Source organism: Mycolicibacterium xanthum, from assembly GCF_019710635.1.
GTDB lineage: Bacteria > Actinomycetota > Actinomycetes > Mycobacteriales > Mycobacteriaceae > Mycobacterium > Mycobacterium xanthum.
Map to the genome: position 1 here is coordinate 83,035 of NZ_JAIFZS010000022.1, position 19,831 is coordinate 102,865.

A 19,831-nucleotide genomic window follows, 5' to 3' on the forward strand; every position below is an offset into this window, starting at 1 on the left:
CCGATCTTCGCCGAAACGCCCGGCGCGCGGGCGCCGATGGCCATCAGCCCAGCGTGATCGGCGTGGGCGGCAGCTCGAGCGTGGACCGGATGCCGGGCGCGGCCGCACAGACCGCGTGCACGACGTTGACGGCGCGGTTGGCCGTGTAGCCCGGTGAGGTCTCGGCCATCTGTTCCAGCGGCACCGGCATGCGCAGTGCGACGTCCAGCGGGGCGTCGCCGCGCACCGTGACATTCCATCCGGTGTCCTGCACATCCCAGGACGGAACCAGCTCGGTGGTGCAGTACCAGGTGGCCCGGAAGGTGATCAGGGACCGTGCACCGCTGAATCCGGACACCGTGATTCGTTGCGCGGCAATGGAACCGGCCTTGATCACACCGGCGGCGATCTCGGTGTCGACGGCCGCGGCGGCGTATTCGCCGTCCGCGGTGACCTCGTCGAGAGGGTGGCCGAGCGCATCGGCGGTCAACCGCAGCGACGGCCCGAAACTGGACCGCAGGTGGTCGGCGCGATGGCCGGGGAACTCGGTGAGCTCAGCACCGAAGCCCATCAGCTCGAACAGCAGCTCCGGGGAGTCCCGCTCGGACAGGTCGGCGTACTCGTCGATGGCGATGGCATCGAGGCGGCGCTGAACCGAGGCCAGCACCAGCGGCACCGCCTCGGAGATGAACCCCGGGCTGCTGCCGGTGCTGTGGATCGATGTCCCGCCGGCGCGGCAGGCGGCCTCGACGCGGGCCGCCACCGCCGGGTCCACGCTCGGCGGGTGGTGGAACATCCCGCACGTCGTGACCACGTTGGTTCCGGACTCCAGCAACCGGCACACGTCGTCGAGGTCGAGCATCCGCGGCATGTAGAGCACGCAGTCCGCGCCGAGCGCCAGCACGTCGGAGATGCCGGCCGTGGCGGTGACGCCGACCGGCGCGATGCCACACAACTCACCGGCGTCGCGGCCGACCTTGTCGTCGCCGTAGACGTAGAGCCCCGCCAGCGTCATCTCCGGATGCTCGATGATCCCGCGCAACGCCTTGCGGCCGATGTTCCCGGTGGCCCACGGCACCACCCGCCGACCGGCCATGCATCGGAATGTAGTCACCGCCAACAATGCTGTCAATGACTACTTCGTTGGTAGTCTGCTGCGCATGCCGGACCGTCCGTACCACCACGGCGATCTGCGGGCGGCGCTGCTCTCCGAGGCCGGTGCGGCGCTGCGGCGGGGCGGGGTCGAGGGCCTGTCGCTGCGCGAGCTCGCCCGTGCCGCCGGGGTCAGCCACGGCGCCCCGCGGCGCCACTTCGAGGACAAGGCCGCACTGCTCGAGGCGCTGGTCGCCGACGGCCTGCGCCGGCTCGGCGCCGTGCTGCAGGACGCCGCGACACCGGACGGCCGACCGTTCGGCACGGTGTTGCAGGACCTCGCGGTCGCCTATGTCCGGTTCGCCACCGAAAACCCCGCGCTCGTCGACCTGATGTCGGCCAGCCGCTACCTCGCCGATGCCTCCGACGAGCTGGCCGCCGCGCGCGACGAGAGCTTCGCGCCGGTGCGCAGGCTGGCCGAACGCGGCCAGGCCGCCGGGGATCTGGCCCGCGGCGACGCCCGCCGGGTCGGCACGCTGATGTTCGCGACGCTGCACGGCCTGGCCACGATGGCCAACAACGGGATGATCGACCCGCTCGACGACGACCTGATCCGCGGTGCGGCCGACTCCCTGGTGACCGGGCTCGCCCCGACCGCCGGTGGGCCATACTGAGCCGATGGACAGCGAGCCGCTCTCCGACGACGACGCGCACATCCTCGGCCTGGAATCGGCGGCCATCACCGGCCACACCCTCAAGCTGATGGTGCTCGATCCGGGGCCACCACTGGATCTGGACCGGCTGCGCGCCGGCGTCGCCGACCGGCTGGCCGGCCAGCCGCGCGCCACCGAATACGTCGCGCTGGACGCCGACGGGCCGAGCTGGGTGCCCGACGAAGCCTTCGACATCGCCGCCCACGTCCGCCGCCGCACCGCCCCCGAAGCGGTCACCCGCGACGAGATGTGGCGCATCGTCGGCGAATTGATGGCCGAACATCTCGATCACCGCCGGCCGTTGTGGACGCTGGACGTGATCGGCCCACTGCCCGACGGCCGCGAGGCCATCGCCGCGCGGATCCACCACGCGATGGCCGACGGCATCGCCGGCGTCCGGTTTCTCGAGGCGGTGCTGTTCGACCCACACACCGACGCGCAACCGCCGGCGGCAGCCGGGATGCGCACCACCGCAACGCCGTCGCGGCTCACCGAGGCCCGCCGGCTCCCGGAGGCGGTGCTGCGCGAACTCGGCAGGCCCGTCCCGCGTTCCCCGTTCGACCGACCGGTCGGCGCCGCCCGCGAGCTGGCCTTCGCCGCGCTGCCGCTGGCGGGGCTCAAGGACATCGGCGCAACCCGGCCCGCTCACGCGACGGTCAACGACGTGCTGCTGGCGGTGGTGGCCGGCGGGCTGCGCAGCTGGCTGGTCGCGTCCGGCTCGGACGTGCACCGGCTGCGCGCGCAGGTGCCGGTCAGCCTGCATCACCGCGACGAGGTGGCCGGTGACCTGGGCAACCGGGACTCGTTCATCAACGTGGATCTGCCACTGGCCGAACCGGATCCGCTGGCCCGTCTCGACGCGATCCGCGCCGAGACCGCCACCCGCAAGCGTCTCGACGACGCCGAAGAGCTCTACGACCTGTTCCACGCGCTCGGCCGGCTGCCGCATGTCGGCACCGCTGCGCAACGGCTGGCCGGAAGTGCCCGCGAGTTCGCGGTGGCGATCTCCAACGTGCCCGGGCCGGCCGCCGCGGTGGCGGTCGCCGGACGCCGGGTGGCACAGCTGTTCTCGTCATCGGAACCGGCCGCGCATCACGCCCTGCGGATCTCGGCGATCTCGTGCGCCGGAGACATCGGGATCGGGTTGTGCACCGACCCCAACGCGCTGGCCGACCTCGGCGGGCTCGCCGAGGCGATCGAGGCCTCCTACGCCGAGCTGAGCGCCGCCGCGCTGGGCTGACGGGCCGCGGTCAGCACCGGTTGTCGACGAAGCAGTCCAGCAGCAGCTTGGTGACCTCGTAGCCGGGCGCCTGGGTCTTCTTCAGGTCCCGGGTGGGCGGCACCGTCACGCCGTCGAAGACCTGCTCGAGCACCCGGGTGCCGGACCGGAAACCATAACGCTGCCAGGCGATCTGCTGGATCGCGTCGTCCTGCATCGCCTCGATGAGCCGGCCCGCCGGCTCGGTCAGCGCCAGGATCGGGTGGTCGTTGAAGATGGTCGGCTCGGGATAGATCGTCACGAATTCTTCTGGCCCATCGGGCACCACACCCTGGTTGCGGGTGGTGATCCACTGCAGAAGCTGGTTCTCGTAGCCGGCCAGCAGGCCGCCCGTCTGCTGGATCACCCACTGCTCGAAGGCGCTGTCGGATCCCTTCCGCATCAGACCCTGCGACTCGACGAGCTGCCTGACCTTGCCACGTCGTCCTCGTGGATGAACGTGCCGTGGGCGCGCGCGGCGATGACGTCGCGCAGGTCGGTGCCGCCGCCGGGTTCGGAGTCGGTGATCTTCTGGCGCAAACCGAGCAGATCGTTGCGGGCGTTGCCGTCCACCGTCCACGGTCCGCCCTTGAGTCTTCCTAACGGCGGCAGGTGAACAGACGGTGAACACGCCCACCCAACCCAACCACGAAGACGGACACCGGCGGTCAGAATGATCGCATGCAGTCCAGCACCGTGACGTGCCCGAAACGCGGGCAGCGCAACCGGGTGGCCGCCGGCGGCACCGGCAAGCCGCGCTGTGGTAAATGCCGGCAGTGGTTGCCGTGGATCGCCTCGGCCGGGGATGCCGACTTCGCCGACGTGGTCGAAACGGCCTCGGTGCCGGTGCTGGTGGATCTGTGGGCCGCCTGGTGCGGGCCGTGCCGGATGGTCAGCCCGGCGCTCGAGCAACTCGCCGGTGAGCGCGCCGGGCAACTCAAGCTGGTCAAGGTCGACGTCGACGGCGCGCCGGGACTCTCACAGCGCTTCGAGGTGCGCGCGGTGCCGACGCTCCTTCTGATGGACCACGGCCGGGTTTTGGCACGTAAGTCCGGCGCGGCGCCGGTCGCGGCGCTGCGCAGCTGGGTGGACGAGTCGCTGGCGACCTAGCCTGCGCGCAGGTGCGGTGTGCGCTCCGGGTGATCGGCCAGCCACTGCCGCTCCACCCGCTTGACCCGTTGATGCTCCAGGGTGACCAGCAGCGCGCCGGCGGTCACCAGCGCCCCGGCGACCAACCCGAGGATCAGTGACGCATCGCGACTGCCGTACGCGGTGGCCGCGACCGTCGCGGCGATCAGCACGGTGCCGATACCGATCAGGATCAGTCCGGGCAGCCAGAGCGTGTCGATGAACGATTCACCGGCGTGCGGCTGGGTGGTGCGGGCATGGTCCACCGGATCGTGGTGTGCGCCTTTCATCGCATCTCCTTCCTCAGCAGAGATACCTCGAGGCTACGCCTGATGTGACACCGGTCACAGTGACCGGTGTGTGACCGTTTCATGAGGGTTGCGGGCCGTGCCACGGACCCTCCTGCAGTCAGGCGGCCGGGTCCCGGGAACCCTTCGACGGTAGTGGCCGATCCGCCCCGGTCCGGTCACTTCACGCCGCTTGTCCACAGGCCCTCGGCCGGCCGGGCACGCGGTGAACCGATGGGTCGGCGGCCCGTCGGCATGCGTGATACTGAAGCCATGACGGGGGCCGGGGACCGGTGAGCGCGATCGATGCGTTCTACGCGGCCTGGACGAACGCGCGGCGCACGTTCGGTGCGGGAGCGCCGCAGGGCGGCGCGCGGTTCGACGCCGGCGCCCGGCTCGGCGACCTCGGCGCCGACGTCGCCGCCGCGGCTCCCGGGCCGCTGTGGTCGGGCCGGGCGGCCAGCGCCTACGCCGCCAGGAACACCACCCACCGGGCGGTGTTCGACGGCCTCGCGACACTCGATCAACGCCTCGGGCGTTCCGTCGACCGCTCCGCGGCGATCGTCACGGCGGGACGCCGGGACCTGGAGGCGCTGCGCCGATGGGTGACCGACGCCGCCGACGGCGTGCCGCCCGGTGCGCAGCAGCAGGCCCAGCTGACCCGGATCGCCGGCACCGGCCTGGCGCGGCTCACCGGGATCGTCCACGGCGCCGGCAGCGACCTCCACGGCGTCGCGCAGGACATCACCGGGATCAAGACCGGCTACGACGCGCTGGGTTTCACCGGGGAGCCACCCGCCGCCCCGATCCCGGACGTGCCTGCGGCGGGCGGCGACACGACCGACATGTCCTCCGGCGACATCGACGCGATCGACCGGGCGAACCGTCGGCTGCTGGCGGAGATGTTCGACGAGTACCAGCAGCTCCCGGACGGGCAGGTCAAGACCGACCGCCTGGCCGACATCGCCGCGATCCGCGAGGCGCTGAAGGTGCCCGACTCGCACTTGGTCTACCTGGAGGAACCCGCCGACCCGTCGCAGATGATCCCCGCGGCCACCTCGGTCGGTGACCCGTTCACCGCCGACCACGTGTCGGTCACCGTCCCCGGGGTGTCGGGCACCACCCGCGGCACCATCGCCGGGATGACCGGCGAGGCGGCCGAACTGCGCAACGAGGCGATCGATGTCGCCACGGCTGCGGGCAGCCCGGAACATCCGATCAGCACCAGCATCGCCACCATGGCGTGGGTGGGCTATCAGCCACCGGCCAACCTCGGCCAGATGTCGGTCCTCAGCGACGATCTGGCGCAGGCCGGCGCCCCGAAGCTGACGTCGTTCCTGGGCGACCTCGATGCGGCCTCGAGGAACCCGGGGCAGACCACCGCGCTGTTCGGCCATTCCTACGGCTCGCTGACCTCCGGCATCGCGCTGGGCGACGGGGCGTCCCGGTACGTCGACAACGCGGTGCTCTACGGGTCACCGGGCTTCCAGGCCACCACGCCGGCCGATCTGGGCATGACCGACGACGACTTCTTCGTGATGTCGGCGTTCGACGACCCGATCAACTCGATCGGGGCGGTGGCGCCCTATCACGGCTGGGGATCGGACCCCAACGACATCATCGACGAGGACGGGCACCTGCGATTCCGGTTCCAACACCTCGAGACGTCGGCCGGCGACACACCCATAGCCGGATACGAATCCAAGACCGGGGCCTCCGGGCACCCCGACTACGGCCGCAACGCGGGAGAGCGGATGACCGGATACAACCTGGCGGCGATCCTGCTGGACCGCCCGGATCTGGCCGTGACGGAAACGCCGTACTCATGGCGATGACAGAGCGCCGCCGCATCGCGGCCGCAGCGATCCTGGTGTGCACGTCGACCCTGATAGGTGGGTGCTCGTTGACCGAAAATCCCTACGAATCAAAGACGGTCGGCGGTGACGATGCGATCGCGCTGATCGACGGGATGCGCGCCAGGGGCAGCTTCGAAGCCGCCCGGCAACGCCTCAACGCCGCCGCCGCCACGATCGCCGACCGGATCACCGCCGCCGTGCCGGGCCAGACCTGGCACTTCTCCGAGGATCCCAACGTGGTCGACGTCAAGCAGGCCGGGCTGCCGTGCGAGAAGCTCACCGGTGACATCGCCCGGCGCCCGATGTCCGACCTGCTCGAGTTCGGCCGGACGTTCGACGCCGGGGAGTTCGGCACCGCCAACGAGATCGTGCGCGACGAAGCCGCCAAGGTCGGCGCCACCGACGAGTCGTCGCTGTTCAACGACCAGGCCAGACGCGACCTCGCGGTTCAGGGCAACGGCTACGAATTCAAGCTCAGCCAGGGCGGATCGGCCATCTTGAACATCACCGGCGACTGCCACCTGATGCAGTCGGTGGTCGAACTGCCGCCCGGGCAGCTGCCGCCGGAACCGCCGATCGTGCCGTCCGCGCCGCCGCCGACCACGCCTACGCCGTGAGGCAGTCCACGTTTCGCGGCGGGGCTGAGGTCATCGACCACGGAGGTGACGTCGATCGGCACGCCGTGACGCACGCCGTCGAGCTTGACGCGCCCGATCAGTTACGGCACCACACCGAGATGTAGCCGATGGGAATACCGGTGTGGGCGGCGATGGATTCGCGGGCGGCGGTCTCGACCGCGCTGCGCGTCTCGGCCTCCGTCACGTGATCGATCTCGGGGATCCGGATGATCCACCGACTGCCGTCGAGGCGGATGTCGATCTCGAAGCACTGGCCGGCAATCGGGCGCAACACCCGCTTGGCACGAAGAGTGCGCCGCGGACGAACGACGAGGCTGCTGCGCTGGTAGGAGGTTCGCATTTTCAGCTTTCCGGAACGATTCTGGGCCGCCGAAAAACGTACGTCGGCACGGGCCGAAATAGCAAATCGGAAATCAACTCACCGCAGGATCGCATGAACGATCCTGTGAGACAGTAGCTTTCACGCTCAACATCAGGTCGGCGTCGGGTTCCGGCGTCCTCGTCGATGACCGCCGTCATCTCAGGTGTGAAGCCGTCCGTCTGCCGTCCGCGACTCCGTCGCGGACGATCCGCCCGCCTCGGTCCCGCCGCCGGCGCTCTTCGGCGAAACGCCCGTGGCTTCCCGTAGCTCCTCGAATGCCGACTGGATTCGCCGGGTGAACACCTCGGCATTGGACAGAGTTCGGGAGCAGCCGTACACCGCGAAATTGAGTTGGTCGGCGTAGCTCCAGACGGTGATGTTGACACCGGCCGCATATTTCAAATGGCCGCACGAGATGAAGTTCTCGACTCCCATCCCGCCGAAGTAGCGCTTCTCCCCCGGGCCCCTGACGTTCGAGACGATCACTGCCCCGTGCACCCGCTGACCCATCAGGCGGGTGAATCTGAGCATCGGCCGCAGCAGCAGGGGTGGGGCGAGGTCGAACCATTCCTCCCGTTGCACAGGGCGGGCATCCACGCTGGCCCGCACCGCTTTGGTCTGCACGGTCGCCGCACGCAGGCGTTCCACCGGGTCCGCGAGGTGGGTTGGGAGCGAGAACGTTCGATTCGTCGCCGCGGTGCCCCACAGCCGGGTGTCGTCCTGCCGGAACACCTTGGCCGCGGCGTTGGCGACCACCGGACGGTCGGTCGGTATACCGGCCTCGATGAGGTACTCGCGAACCGCTCCGGCGGCGATGGCGAAGATGACGGCGTTCACGGTCCCGGAAACGGCCTTTGCCATCTCTTTGACCTCATCAAGGGGCACCGACACCCACGAGAAGGATCGGCCGGGCGTCAACGGGCCGCGCCACGGCAGCTTCGGCTGGTCACGCAACATCGACGGTGGGCGCGGAGCCGCCGGGCGCCCGCCCGCAGACGCGTGGCCCGCCCGGATGGCACGTATCCGCCGTGGCACCTCGTGCCCGATCTGGTGCCACAGCTCGCGAACGCCGCTCCGCAGCGCATCGGTACCGCTCAGCACCTCGGGGGGATGCGGGATCGGCGGTGCAACGGTCGCTTCGTCGGGACCTGGGTGCGACAGATAGTCGAGCAGCTCGACGAACCTTCCGCCGTCGGCCAGCGCATGGTTCATCTTGAGCACCGCGACGACCTTGCCGCCCTCATAGCCTTCCAGGAACCACAGTTCCCACGGCGGCTGACCCGGCCGTACCGGATCGCTGGCGACCTCGCTGATCATCCGGCACAACTGCGTCTTGCTGCCCGGTTCGGGCAGGCGGGCGTGCCGAAGGTGGTTTCGCACGTCGAAATCCGGGTCGGTGATCCACACCGGCCGGCTCAGCCCGAAAAGCATCGGCCTCGCCCGCCACCGCATCTGGGGAAGCAGCTCGACCGCTCCGGCGAGCGTCTCGCTCATACGCTCGAACTCGAAGTCCCGGCTCGAAGCCTCGTCGAACACCGCGATCTTCAGGGTGTGCTGTGGCTCGATCGGTTCGTCGAGTATGAAAGTCGTGTCACTGCCCGACAGCGTGTTATCGGTGTCGGGCAGTCGGTTCGGTCCCATCGGTGTCGTCCTCCCCGGCCCTGGCCGGGGAGTTCCGGCCAGCCTGCACAAAGCACGCCATGCGTGATGCGGCTCACACTAAGCTATCGGAAATCGCCGCAATCCACGTCGAGTTGCCGCCGGTCGGGCTTTCGGATTCGTGCCGCATCACGGCCGGCAATGGGGAGGCCCACGTTGAACACCACGGATCAAACCGCCCCCCTGCCGGGGGACTTCACCGGAGAGTGGAACGCCGACACCATGCAACGGATGGTGTCGATCGCGCGTCCGTTCTTCAAGCGGTGGTTCCGCTTCGAAGTGCGCGGTCTCGAGACCTTTCCCTCGGGCGGAGCGCTGATCGTGTCAAATCATTCCGGCCTCCCGTTCGCCTGGGACGCGCCGATCCTCTGGGTCGCCTTCTTCGAGAAGTTCGGCTACGAGCGTCGGTTCTACACCCTCGGCCACGACATCCTGTTCCGGACGCCGGCCGCTGAGCGGTTGAGTCGGATGGGCATGCTCCGCGCCAGTCGCGACAATGCCAACAAGGCGCTGCGTTCCGGTGCCGCCGTCATGGTCTTCCCCGGCGCGGCCCACGATGCGGCGCGGCCGACCTGGGAACAGAACGTCATCGACTTCGCCGGCCACACCGGCTACGTCTCGATGGCGATCGAGGCCGGTGTGCCGATCGTGCCCGCCGTGCAGATCGGCGGACAGGAGACTCAGCTGTACCTGACCCGCGGCACCTGGCTGGCCAAGGTGCTGGGACTCAACCGCCTGGTGCGCCTCGAGCAATTGCCGGTCTCGTTCGGCTTCCCGTTCGGGCTGAGCGTGGGGACGGGGAACCTGCCGTTGCCCTCGAAGATCATCACCCGGGTGCTGGACCCGATCGACATCACCGCACAGTTCGGCAAGAGCCCCGATATCGCGGAGGTCGACCAGTACGTTCGCGAGGTCATGCAGTCCGCGTTGGACGAGTTGGCCGCCCAGCGGCGCTTCCCGATCCTGGGGTGAAGCGGCTACATCCCTTTCGCGATCTGGTAATCGCCTGCGCGTGACGTCACGGCGTTGTCGTGAACCTCGTCGAGGAACAGGCGGATCGCCGTCACCACCGAGGCGGTGCAGGCGCCGTCGGCGAGGTCGAAACCATGCTGGGCGCCGGGCACTTCCAGATAGCCGACCGGCGACCGCGACACCGCACGCAGACTTCCGACGAAATCGCGGGCCTGAGCGACCGGGATCACCGTGTCGTCGCTGCCGTGCACGACCAGGAACGGCGGGGCGTCGGGTCGCACCCGGGTGATCGGCGACGCGTTGTGGAAGATGTGCGGGTGCTCCGCTTGCCGCTTGCGGATGACGACGTTTTCGAGGAATTCGACGAACCGGTCACGTTCCGGGGTCGACCGGTCGACCCAGTCGTAGCGCCCGTAGATGCCCACCACGGCATCGACGGTGGTGTCCGCGCCGGCGGGCAACTCGTCGTGGAAGTCGGAGTCATCGTGGGTCAGACCGGCGAGCGCGGCCAGATGCCCGCCGGCGGAACACCCCGCCACGGCGACGAAGTCCGGGTTGCCACCGAACTCGGCGATGTTGGCACGAGCCCAGGCAACGGCGGCCTTGACATCGGCGACATGCCGCGGCCAGCGGTGCTGCGGGGAAACCCGGTAGTCGATCGACAGGCAGATCCAGCCCTGTTCGGCCAGGTGCGACATCAGCGCATAGCCCTGCAGCATCCTCTTGCCGTGCACCCATCCGCCGCCCGGCACGAAGACCACGACCGGCGCCGGCTGCGCCGGCAGGTCTTCTCGCCGCCAGATCTCCAGCAGCTGTCCCGGTGCGGGGCCGTAGCTGACCGACGATCGGTGCAGGTATTGCTGCCGGCTCCTGGCGTGCCTTACCACCGGGGGAAGCCGGTCGGGAGCGGGCCAGTCGATGTTCAGCCGCTGCGGCGACACCAGGCCTCGCAGCGCCGCCGCACTGACCTCGTGTGCCGGCTCCAGGTCTTCCCGGCGTGGCTTCGGCTCACCCGAGGGCAACCTGTTCTGCACCAGGTAGGACAACATCTCGGGTGCCACCCGGAGGCCCCACAGCGCCATCGCCGACAGCGAGACGATCGGTTCTATGCGCTTGCCCACCACCGGCACAGCTGCACACGATTCACCGAACGCCAACAGGCAGGCCGTCGGATTGATATCGATCCCCATAGGTCTTCCCTCCCCGACGAGGTACCGGCACGGGACCCGCCTGCATGAGACACACTGGGTGTGCTGTGTCTCATACTAAGCTAGCTTATGTGACGCACTTCACCTACGGGTGCGTTGATTCGGCCGCTGCGGCGCGGTGCGTCGCAGCGATTTCCAGCAGGGGTGCGCCCCGGCCGGGTACAGGAGGTTTCGCGTTGACCGATAACGAGCACGTCTGCGCCGGCCCGGGAGACTTCACCGGAGAGTGGGACCCCGCCCTGATTCGCCGCATGCTCTCTGTGGGCGAACCGCTCTTCAAGCTCTGGTTCCGGTCGGAGGTGCGTGATATGGACCGGGTGCCGCCCGGCGGGGCGCTGATCGTGTCGAACCACTCCGGCGGCCCGTTCGCGGCGGACGTACCGGTCATCTGGCGGGAGTTCTTCGAAACGTTCGGCGACGACCGCCCGATCTACACGTTGGGCCATGACATCCTGTTCAACGGGCGGTTGGCGGGTGTCATGGCACGGGTGGGCCTGCTCCGCGCCAACCGCGACAACGCCGTGAAAGCGCTCCGGTCGGGCGCGGTGGTCATCGTCTTCCCCGGCGGCGACAACGATGCGATGCGGCCCACCAGCCAGCAGACCACCATCGATTTCAGCGGTCGGACAGGCTATGTCGCCACGGCCATCGAGGCCGGCGTCCCGATGGTGCCGGTCGTATCGATCGGCGGCCAGGAAACCCAGCTCTTCCTGACCCGCGGCACCGGGCTGGCCAAGCGGCTCGGCTTCATCAAACGCCTGACCCGTATCGAACAGGTGCCGATCTCGTTTGGTTTCCCACTGGGGCTGACCGTGGGGGGCTACAACCTGCCGCTGCCCTCCAAGATCGTCACCCAGGTGCTGGAGTCGATCGACATCACCGCCCGGTTCGGCAAGAATCCCGACGTCGCCGAGGTCGACACCTACGTCCGCGGGGTGATGCAGTCCGCGATGGACGATTTGGCCGCCCAGCGCCGTTTTCCGGTCCTAGGGTGATCGCCGTGAGTTCACCGTTCCACACACCCTCGCGGCGCAAGGACCCGAAAGCCCATCTCGTCGGCGCGTGACCAGGCATGTCACAAACGTCGAGGCAAACCGCCGAGAAGGCTTATGCTCGCGCTGAGGGCAGCATGAACAGCGATCCCCTTCCGACGCAGCGCGACGCCGGATCCGCCGTCGCCGACGAACCGAGCGCCGGCGGATCCGCCGTCGCCACCGAACTGAGCGCCGCCGGTTTCGCCGACGCCGAAGAGATCGGCCGCGGCGGCTTCGGCATCGTGTTCCGCTGCACCCAGGTCGCGCTGGACCGTGTCGTCGCGGTCAAGGTGCTGACCGCTGACCTGCAGGAGGACCGGGAACGGTTCCTGCGCGAACAGCACGCGATGGCGAAGTTGACGGGTCACCCCAATATCGTCGGGATCCTGGAGGTCGGCGAGACCGCCAGCGGCCACCCCTACCTGGTGATGCAGTACCACCCCCAGGGGTCGGTCGAGGACAGGATCAAACAGCTGGGGCTGCTGCCTCTCGACGAGGCCCTGCGGGTCGGGGTGAAGATGGCCGGTGCGCTGGACGCGGCGCACCGACTGGGCGTTCTGCACCGCGACATCAAACCGGCGAACATCCTGCTGACCGACTACGGCGAGCCGGCGCTGAGCGATTTCGGAATCGCACACATCACCGGGGGATTCCAGACTTCGTCGGGCGCCATCACCGGGTCACCGGCGTTCACCGCCCCCGAGATCGTGTCCGGCGATCCGCCCACCGAGGCTTCCGACGTCTACGGGCTGGGCGCCACCTTGTTCGCCATGCTGACCGGTCATGCGGCGTTCGAACGCCGCTCCGGGGAACAGATCGTCGCCCAGTTCCTGCGAATCACCAGCGATCCACTGCCCCAGCTGGGCGAGCGCGGCATCCCCGCGGACATCGCGGCCGTTGTCGAGAAGGCGATGTCCCGCGAGCCCGCCGAGCGCCCGTCCGCCGTCGCGCTGGGGGAGGAACTTCAGCGTGTGCAATCGGCGCACCGGTTCCCGGTCGACGCGATGGCCTCGCGCGGCGCGGGAGAGGGATCCACGGCTGAGCCGCGCGCGGGCAGAGACACCACGCGGGCCCCGCGCAGCCACGGCGGCCTTCCGGCCGAGCTGACCAGTTTCGTCGGGCGCGACACCGAGTTGCACGAGGTGCGAGAGCTGTTGGCGCGTTCCCGGTTGGTGACGCTGGTCGGGCTCGGCGGGGTCGGCAAGACCCGGCTCGCACGGCGCGTCGCAGCCGAGGTCCAACGAGAGTCCACTGACGACGTCCGGGTGGTCGAGCTCGGTGAACTCCACGACGGCTCGTTACTCGTCGACGTGGTGGCGACGGGACTGGGCCTGCGTGACGAGGCGGGCAGATCACTGCATGATGTGCTCGTCGACTTCCTGGCTTCGCGCCGGCTGCTCCTGGTGCTCGACAACTGTGAACAACTGATCGACGATGTCGCGCGGCTGGCCGAAGAACTGCTGGGCGATTGCCCGGACCTGCGGATCCTGGCCACCAGCCGCGAGCGTCTGGGCGTGTACGGCGAAACCGTCGACGTGATCACCCCGCTCGGCTATCCCGATACCGACGACATACCCACACTCGATTCACTGGGCCAGTTCGATGCCGTTGCGTTGTTCTGCGACCGGGCCGTCGCCGCGGTGCGGGACTTCCACCTCACCGAGGCGAACAAGGCGATGGTCGCGAGCATCGTGTCCCGGCTGGAGGGACTGCCGTTGGCGATCGAACTCGCCGCGGCACGGCTTCGTGCCATGTCCCTCGACCAACTGCTGAAAAGGCTCGCCGACCGCTACCAACTGCTGACGCGCGGCAGCCGCGGGGCTCCCCGGCGGCAGCAGAAGCTGAGCTGGACGGTCGAGTGGAGCTACGACCTGTGTACCGAGGCCGAACAGCGACTGTGGGGAAAGCTGTCGGTCTTCGCCGGCACCTTCGACCTGGAAGCGGCGCAACAGGTTTGCGGTGTCGACATCCCCGACGACGAGTTCCTGGACCTGCTCACCTCGCTGGTCGACAAGTCGATCCTGATCCGCATCGAATCCCACGACGGTGCCCGATCGAACGACGGTGCCCGATCGAACGACGGTGTCCGGTTCCGAATGCTCGAAATGCTGCGGGAGTACGGCCGACTGCGGTTCGAGCGGGATGACGAGTACCGGCAGTTGCGGCAGCGACACGCCGACTGGTACCGACGGCTGGCGCGAGACGCCTTCGACTCGTGGTTCGGTCCGCGCCAACTCGACTTCCTTGCGCGTATCCAGCGGGAGATGCCGAACATCCGGGAGGCGCTGGAGTTCAGCCTGTCCGAAGACGACGGCACGGCGGCACTGGCGATCGTCGCTGCGCTGCATCCGTTTTGGCTGTGCCGCGGCATGCTACGCGAAGCCCGCCACTGGACGGACCGCGCGTTGGCGCGTGCGCCGCGCGAACCCACCCGCGATCGGGTGCAGGCACTTTTCAGCTCCGCGCTGATCATGCCGCTCTACGGCGACATATCGGCGGGTGCGGCACGAGCGGCGGAGGCCCGGGAGCTCGCAGCGCAGACCGATGATCCGGTCGCCCACGCAGGTGTGGCGATGGCCGACGGTATCACCGCGATCATGAGTGGCGATTTCCAACGGGCCGCCACCAACCTGGAGGAGTCGCTGCGGGACAGCGACGATCCCAATATGCAGCTCAATGCGATGCTGCTGCTCGGCTGGGCCCTGGAATTCGCGGGGGACACCGAGTGTGCGCTGAGTTGGCAGGAGAAGGCGCTCGCACTCGCGACCTCTCACGGCGAACAGATTTATCGATCATATGCGCTGTGGGAGTTGGGGATCCGTTGGCTTCAGCACGGCCAGTCCGACCGGGCGGAGCCGCTGCTCCGGGAAGGCCTCCGGTTTGCGCGACTGATCGATGATCGACGCAACGCCGCGGGCTGCCTGGAGGGCTTGGCATGGATCGCCGCACAGCGGAACGACCCGCGAGCCGCCGCGGTGATGATGGGGGCCGCCGACGCCGTCGCCACTACGGTGGGCAGTGTCCCGCTTCCACTTCCGCGCCTGCGCGACCTGCACACCGAATGCGAGCACCGGGCCCGCGAAGCGCTCGGCGACGAACAGTTCGACGCCGCGCGCCGCGAAGGCGGCGCGATGAGCTTCGACGAGGCCGCCGCCTATGGTCTCGACGACCACGGTTGACCCAGGTCCCCGCCGACGCTCAAAGTTGCGAACGGATGAACGTGAGGATCTCGTCGGCAGTGGCGAAGCCGCCGAGGTGGCTCTCCTGCGGGCGAACCACGAGCTCGGCATCGGCGAGCCGCGCGACCGCTTCCTGCGCGTCGCGCAGCGGCACGATGTGGTCGGCGTCGCCGTGCCACCACCGCACCGGTGCCGCAACATCGGCGAGCCGAAAACCCCAGTCGCGTCCGAAGAGGCGGGCGTCGTCGACGATGGCCTGGAAACCGCCCCTGGCGAGCAGCACGAGGTCGTCGATGAACATGCCTTCCATCTCCGGATCGGCGAGAACCCGCCGGTCGGATTCGGGGGTGGTGCTCGCGTAGGCCTGGGCGATCCAGTGCGCGAACGGGATGGCCGGCACCGCAAGCGTCGACACCACCCCGGCCAGGGGCTGGCGCAGCGCACCCAGCGCCGGCGTGACGCGGCGGGACAGATCGATGACACCGGTGGCCAGCGCATCCGGCCCGACCGACGGGACGACACCCCCCAACACCGCCACCGCCGCCACCCGGGTGCTCAGCGGCGGCACCGCGGCACACGCCAGGGCGTACGGTCCGCCGCCGGACAACCCGACCACACCGAGCCGCTGGGCGCCGAGGGCCTCGGCGACGTGTGCCACGTCCGTGGCCCAGTCGGCCACCGCCCGGTAAGGGTGCGGGTCGGACAACCCCGAACCCGGCCGCCCCACGACGACCACACGCAGGCCCAACTTCTCCGCGGCACGACGGCCCAGCAACGGCAACTGGCGGCGCCCACCGGGTGTGCCGTGGAACCACAACACCGGCGCCCCGGCCGGGTCGCCGAACTCGGCGTATCCCAGACGGCGGCCACCGGGCAGATAGAAACGGCCTTCGGCCCGGGGCTTTTCGACGCGCGGTACCCGGAAGGGGTGCCGCAACGGGTTCGTGATGCTCATGGTCCTGGGAAGTGATCGTAGCCGGGGGCGGGTGAACAACGATCACGGTCACTCTGGAGTGGACGCCTCGATGACGTCCGGCGCTGGAGTCGTGGCGTAGAGCTTGTCGATCTCTGCCGAATATTTCTCGGCGATCGGCCTGCGTTTGAGTTTCATCGTCGGGGTGAGTTCGTCGCCGCCCGGATCCCACGGGGTACCGACGATGTAGAACCGCTTGATCTGCTCGACGCGGGAAAGCTTGGAGTTCCCCTCGACGACGGCGGCCCTGATCATGTCCCCCGCCTCGTCGGATTGCGCAAAAGCGGCCGCCGAGGCATCGGCCAGGCCGGCCGCGGCCGCCTGCGCGCCGGCCGCCTCCCGATCGAGCACGATGAGTGCCGTCACGTACGGTCGCCCGTCACCGATCGCCACCACCTGGTCGATCAACGGAGACGCGGCCTGAACGGCCATCTCGATGTTGGTGGGGGACAGATTCTTGCCGGCTTCGTTGATGATCAGCTCCTTCTTACGGTCGACGATCGTGACGAAACCTTCGGTGTCGATGGTGCCGATGTCGCCGGTATGCAACCAGCCGTCAGCGTCGACGGCTTCGGCGGTCTTCTCCGGCTGATGCCGGTAGCCCCGCATCACGATCGGCCCGCGAATCCACAATTCGCCGTCGCCGGCCACCGTGATCTCGACGCCACGCTGCGCCCGCCCCACCGAACCGAGCTTGGTCGCGCCCGGACGGTTGTTGGTGCCACCACCCACGCTCTCCGACATTCCCCACAATTCGTAGACGGGAATGCCCAAACCCCAGAAGAATTCCAGCGTTTCGACCGGTATGGCTGCCGCACCGGAGATTCCCCAACGCAACCGGTCCAGGCCGAGAGCGTCGCGCACCTTGGCCAGCACCAGGCGATCGGCGACCCTTTGCCGGATGGTGAGCGATGCCGACAATGGCTTGTCGGCCAACGTCTGGCGCGCGGCGCGGATCCCGGTGTCGATGGCCCAGCGCGCCAACCGCCGCTTGGCTCGACTCGGCTCGGCGGCAAGCGTCGTTTCGATCCCGGATCTGACCTTGTGCCAGACCCGGGGCACCCCGAGCCACACCGTCGGACGAACATCCGGCAGCGCCTGTGCGATTGCCCGCGGGTCGGCGACATCGGTCACCGGGACCCCCAACACCATGTTGCCGTAGTGACCGGTGACCCGGTCGGCGATGTGCGCATGCGGCAGGTACGAAACGATCCGATCGTCCGGCCGAAGGTCCAGGACGTCGAGGATCGCCGAGAACTCGGCCATCACATTGGCGTGCGTGAGCTCGACACCCTTCGGCGGGCCGGTCGTTCCCGATGTGTAGATGATCGTTGCGACGTCGTCCGGCCGGACCGCACGCCACGCAGAGTCGAAATCGAAATCCGCTGCGCTTGGACTGGACTCGAGTTCTTCGAGGGCCAGGCAGCCCTCGGCGGTGCCGTCGACGACGATCACATGCGCCACGTCGGCGCCGGCGGCCCTGACCGCGGGCAGGAAGTCCTTCTCGGCGACCACGATCCTGTTCTCGGCATTGCCGAACAGGTACCGGATCTGATCGGGGGCCGAGGTGTTGTAGATCGAGAACGGGATCGCACCCAGATGCATGACGGCGGTGTCGACCAGGTGGAATTCGGGACGGTTACGCATCATGAGACCGACCGTGTCGCCGCGTTCGACGCCAAGTCCTGCGAGCGCGGCCGCGATCGTGCGGACCCGATCGGCATACTGTCGCCAAGTGATGACGACTCCGTCACCGACGGTGCGGATGGCGACGGAGTCCGGTAGCAGCGCCGCGGTCTGCTGAAAAGCCTCCGGCAGTGTGCTCACCGGCACTCCGCTCGGGTGCATGACCACGGTCAGATCGTTCTCTGCCATTTCCCTTCCACTCCTTCGATTCCTTCGATCACGATGCCATCCCCTGACGCTCCGCCTTGACCTGCGGCCCGATCAACCAGCCCCGACGGCACCAGCGCATCATCGACGAACTCTCGCACCGGCCCGGAACGGGAGAAACCGATGTGGCGGCCCGGTAGGCGCCGGAACTGGGCTCGACCCGCCAGTGCGCTGCCGGCCGATGTCGTCGGTTTCGGGCGCTGCCATAGCCAGACGTTAGGAACGGCTTGACGGAAATCACTAGGGCCTTACGTCCCTGGAACGGCACTCGACCGCCGCATGCGCCAACCATCGGTGCGGCTCGGATTCAACCGGCGCCAACCCGGCATTGGCGACCGCCATCCAGGCTATGGTCGTGGCACGACAGGAACTGTCGCTTTGCTTCGAGCGCGGGGAGACGCAGGGTGAAAGGTGACGACGTCGGCACGAATGCGGCGATGACGAATCGACAGTCGCTGATGAATGCGCTGAATCATGTCATCCTCGAACAGAAGGACGACATCGCCGTTGCGATCAAAGAGGTGGCCGACGCGATCGATTCATCGGGGAACGCAGAGGCATCCGTGCCGTTCAACGAGTTCCTCGAGGAATTGCAGCAACCTCAGCCACGATTGACGAGGCTGAAAGTCTTCTGGACCGCAGCGTTGAACTCGTTGCCGTCGAGTGCGGCCCGCGACGACGCCGCCGCCAAGGTCGAGCGCCTGTTCTGATCGGAACGGTGCCCAAGGACCAACCCGAAGCGGAGGATGAATCCGGAATGTCTGCTCTCGCCGTCATCACGGGAGGGGCCGGCGGCATGGGGTTGGCCACCGCCCACGTCATCGGCCGGGAACGCGCCGTTCTCATCAGCGACCTCGACCGGGAGCGCCTCGAGGCCGCCGAATGCGAACTGATCGCGGCCGGGGTCGAATGTACAACCGCCGTTTGCGATATCACCGATCGCCAGTCGGTGCGCAGGCTGGCTGAGCGCGCCCAGCAGCTGGGAACGGTCACCTCGGTCGTGCACACCGCCGGCGTCAGCCCCAGCATGGGATCGGCGGAGATGATCCTGCGGATCAACGCCGTCGGGACGGTCCTCGTCAACAACGCCTTCTACGAGATCGCCGAGGCCGGCATGGCCGTCGTCAACGTCTCCTCCGTCGCCGGACACCAACTCCCCGGGGCCCTCGCCCCGACGCGCAGGTACCGGCACTCACTGACCGACGTCGACCGGTTCCACTCGGATCTGTTGTCGATGTGCAACCTGCTGCCCCGCACGATGCGCCCCCAGCTGGCGTATGTCCTGAGCAAGAACTTCGTCATCTGGTACAGCAAAGCGATCGCCGGGCGGTTCGGCGGCAAGGGTGCGCGGGTGGTCTCGGTGTCTCCCGGCTCGTTCGACACACCGATGGGGAAACTCGAAGAGGACGCCGGGGCGGGCGCCCTGACACAGCTCGGCGCACTCAAACGCTTCGGCAAACCCGCGGAGATCGCCGAGTTGCTGGCCTTTTGCTCGAGCGACCGGCCGGGCTATCTCACCGGTGCCGACATCGTCTGCGATGGCGGTGGATTGGCCGCGATGACATTCGCAGACATGCTCCGGCTGGCTCGATCGCGGTAGG

The 19,831-nt window shown here is 68.5% G+C and carries 19 protein-coding genes; 10 read left to right on the top strand and 9 right to left on the bottom strand.

Features of this window, described 5'->3' with window-relative positions; translation table 11 throughout:
* Positions 1 to 43 precede the first annotated feature (43 nt).
* On the bottom strand, positions 44 to 1,075 hold the full coding sequence (locus tag JDV09_RS10960; protein ID WP_221369152.1) for an NAD(P)H-dependent amine dehydrogenase family protein: 1,032 nt from the start codon (positions 1,073 to 1,075) through the stop codon (positions 44 to 46).
* A gap of 64 nt (positions 1,076 to 1,139) precedes the next feature.
* Here JDV09_RS10960 and JDV09_RS10965 point away from each other — a divergent pair, with 64 nt between their 5' ends.
* Both JDV09_RS10965 and JDV09_RS10970 read left to right on the top strand, forming a co-directional pair.
* Positions 1,140 to 1,745, top strand: a complete 606-nt coding sequence (locus tag JDV09_RS10965; protein WP_221369153.1) for a TetR/AcrR family transcriptional regulator — start codon at positions 1,140 to 1,142, stop codon at positions 1,743 to 1,745.
* A 4-nt stretch (positions 1,746 to 1,749) separates the two neighbouring features.
* The gene (locus tag JDV09_RS10970; protein ID WP_221369154.1) at positions 1,750 to 3,024 is read left to right on the top strand and encodes a wax ester/triacylglycerol synthase domain-containing protein; all 1,275 of its coding nucleotides are present in this window, start codon (positions 1,750 to 1,752) and stop codon (positions 3,022 to 3,024) included.
* 10 nt (positions 3,025 to 3,034) lie between these two features.
* On the opposite strand, the gene JDV09_RS10975 is transcribed toward JDV09_RS10970, so the two are convergent.
* Together JDV09_RS10975 and JDV09_RS10980 are read right to left on the bottom strand one after the other, a co-directional pair.
* Positions 3,035 to 3,445 (bottom strand): hypothetical protein, encoded by a 411-nt coding sequence (locus JDV09_RS10975; protein ID WP_221369155.1) that lies wholly within the window; start codon positions 3,443 to 3,445, stop codon positions 3,035 to 3,037.
* Positions 3,445 to 3,615, bottom strand: coding sequence for a hypothetical protein (locus JDV09_RS10980; protein WP_221369156.1), 171 nt, complete (start codon positions 3,613 to 3,615; stop codon positions 3,445 to 3,447). Before JDV09_RS10980 ends, JDV09_RS10975 begins: the two co-directional genes overlap by 1 nt.
* 108 nt (positions 3,616 to 3,723) lie before the next feature.
* Here JDV09_RS10980 and trxA point away from each other — a divergent pair, with 108 nt between their 5' ends.
* Entirely contained in the window at positions 3,724 to 4,152 is a 429-nt protein-coding gene (gene trxA / locus JDV09_RS10985) for a thioredoxin (protein ID WP_221369157.1), read from the top strand.
* Here trxA and usfY read toward each other — a convergent pair.
* The gene (gene usfY / locus JDV09_RS10990) at positions 4,149 to 4,460 is read right to left on the bottom strand and encodes a protein UsfY (RefSeq protein ID WP_221369158.1); all 312 of its coding nucleotides are present in this window, start codon (positions 4,458 to 4,460) and stop codon (positions 4,149 to 4,151) included. The two genes, trxA and usfY, sit on opposite strands and share 4 nt — an antisense overlap.
* 290 nt (positions 4,461 to 4,750) lie before the next feature.
* Here usfY and JDV09_RS10995 point away from each other — a divergent pair, with 290 nt between their 5' ends.
* Both JDV09_RS10995 and JDV09_RS11000 read left to right on the top strand, forming a co-directional pair.
* Positions 4,751 to 6,292, top strand: coding sequence for an alpha/beta hydrolase (locus JDV09_RS10995; RefSeq protein ID WP_221369159.1), 1,542 nt, complete (start codon positions 4,751 to 4,753; stop codon positions 6,290 to 6,292).
* Complete coding sequence (locus tag JDV09_RS11000; protein ID WP_255605167.1) at positions 6,289 to 6,930, top strand: LppA family lipoprotein; 642 nt, start codon at positions 6,289 to 6,291, stop codon at positions 6,928 to 6,930. The genes JDV09_RS10995 and JDV09_RS11000 overlap by 4 nt, the downstream gene beginning before the upstream one ends.
* A 97-nt stretch (positions 6,931 to 7,027) precedes the next feature.
* On the opposite strand, the gene JDV09_RS11005 is transcribed toward JDV09_RS11000, so the two are convergent.
* Complete coding sequence (locus JDV09_RS11005; RefSeq protein WP_255605168.1) at positions 7,028 to 7,291, bottom strand: long chain fatty acid-CoA synthetase Faa4p; 264 nt, start codon at positions 7,289 to 7,291, stop codon at positions 7,028 to 7,030.
* A gap of 180 nt (positions 7,292 to 7,471) precedes the next feature.
* Positions 7,472 to 8,953, bottom strand: coding sequence for a wax ester/triacylglycerol synthase domain-containing protein (locus JDV09_RS11010; protein WP_221369161.1), 1,482 nt, complete (start codon positions 8,951 to 8,953; stop codon positions 7,472 to 7,474).
* A 159-nt stretch (positions 8,954 to 9,112) separates the two neighbouring features.
* Between JDV09_RS11010 and JDV09_RS11015 the strand changes: the two genes are divergently transcribed.
* The gene (locus JDV09_RS11015) at positions 9,113 to 9,943 is read left to right on the top strand and encodes a lysophospholipid acyltransferase family protein (RefSeq protein WP_221369162.1); all 831 of its coding nucleotides are present in this window, start codon (positions 9,113 to 9,115) and stop codon (positions 9,941 to 9,943) included.
* Positions 9,944 to 9,948: 5 nt separating this feature from the next.
* Here the strand turns inward: JDV09_RS11015 and JDV09_RS11020 are convergent, their stop codons facing one another.
* Entirely contained in the window at positions 9,949 to 11,133 is a 1,185-nt protein-coding gene (locus JDV09_RS11020; RefSeq protein ID WP_221369163.1) for an alpha/beta hydrolase, read from the bottom strand.
* A gap of 194 nt (positions 11,134 to 11,327) precedes the next feature.
* Here JDV09_RS11020 and JDV09_RS11025 point away from each other — a divergent pair, with 194 nt between their 5' ends.
* Both JDV09_RS11025 and JDV09_RS11030 read left to right on the top strand, forming a co-directional pair.
* Positions 11,328 to 12,146, top strand: coding sequence for a 1-acyl-sn-glycerol-3-phosphate acyltransferase (locus JDV09_RS11025; RefSeq protein WP_255605188.1), 819 nt, complete (start codon positions 11,328 to 11,330; stop codon positions 12,144 to 12,146).
* 134 nt (positions 12,147 to 12,280) lie between these two features.
* Complete coding sequence (locus tag JDV09_RS11030) at positions 12,281 to 15,364, top strand: protein kinase domain-containing protein (protein ID WP_221369164.1); 3,084 nt, start codon at positions 12,281 to 12,283, stop codon at positions 15,362 to 15,364.
* A 19-nt stretch (positions 15,365 to 15,383) separates the two neighbouring features.
* On the opposite strand, the gene JDV09_RS11035 is transcribed toward JDV09_RS11030, so the two are convergent.
* Entirely contained in the window at positions 15,384 to 16,319 is a 936-nt protein-coding gene (locus JDV09_RS11035) for an alpha/beta fold hydrolase (RefSeq protein WP_221369165.1), read from the bottom strand.
* Positions 16,320 to 16,367: 48 nt separating this feature from the next.
* Positions 16,368 to 18,212, bottom strand: coding sequence for an AMP-dependent synthetase/ligase (locus JDV09_RS11040; protein ID WP_221369166.1), 1,845 nt, complete (start codon positions 18,210 to 18,212; stop codon positions 16,368 to 16,370).
* Between the two features lie 422 nt (positions 18,213 to 18,634).
* Here JDV09_RS11040 and JDV09_RS11045 point away from each other — a divergent pair, with 422 nt between their 5' ends.
* Both JDV09_RS11045 and JDV09_RS11050 read left to right on the top strand, forming a co-directional pair.
* Positions 18,635 to 18,940 (top strand): hypothetical protein, encoded by a 306-nt coding sequence (locus JDV09_RS11045; protein WP_221369167.1) that lies wholly within the window; start codon positions 18,635 to 18,637, stop codon positions 18,938 to 18,940.
* A gap of 47 nt (positions 18,941 to 18,987) precedes the next feature.
* On the top strand, positions 18,988 to 19,830 hold the full coding sequence (locus JDV09_RS11050) for an SDR family oxidoreductase (protein WP_221369168.1): 843 nt from the start codon (positions 18,988 to 18,990) through the stop codon (positions 19,828 to 19,830).
* Position 19,831: the final 1 nt, after the last annotated feature.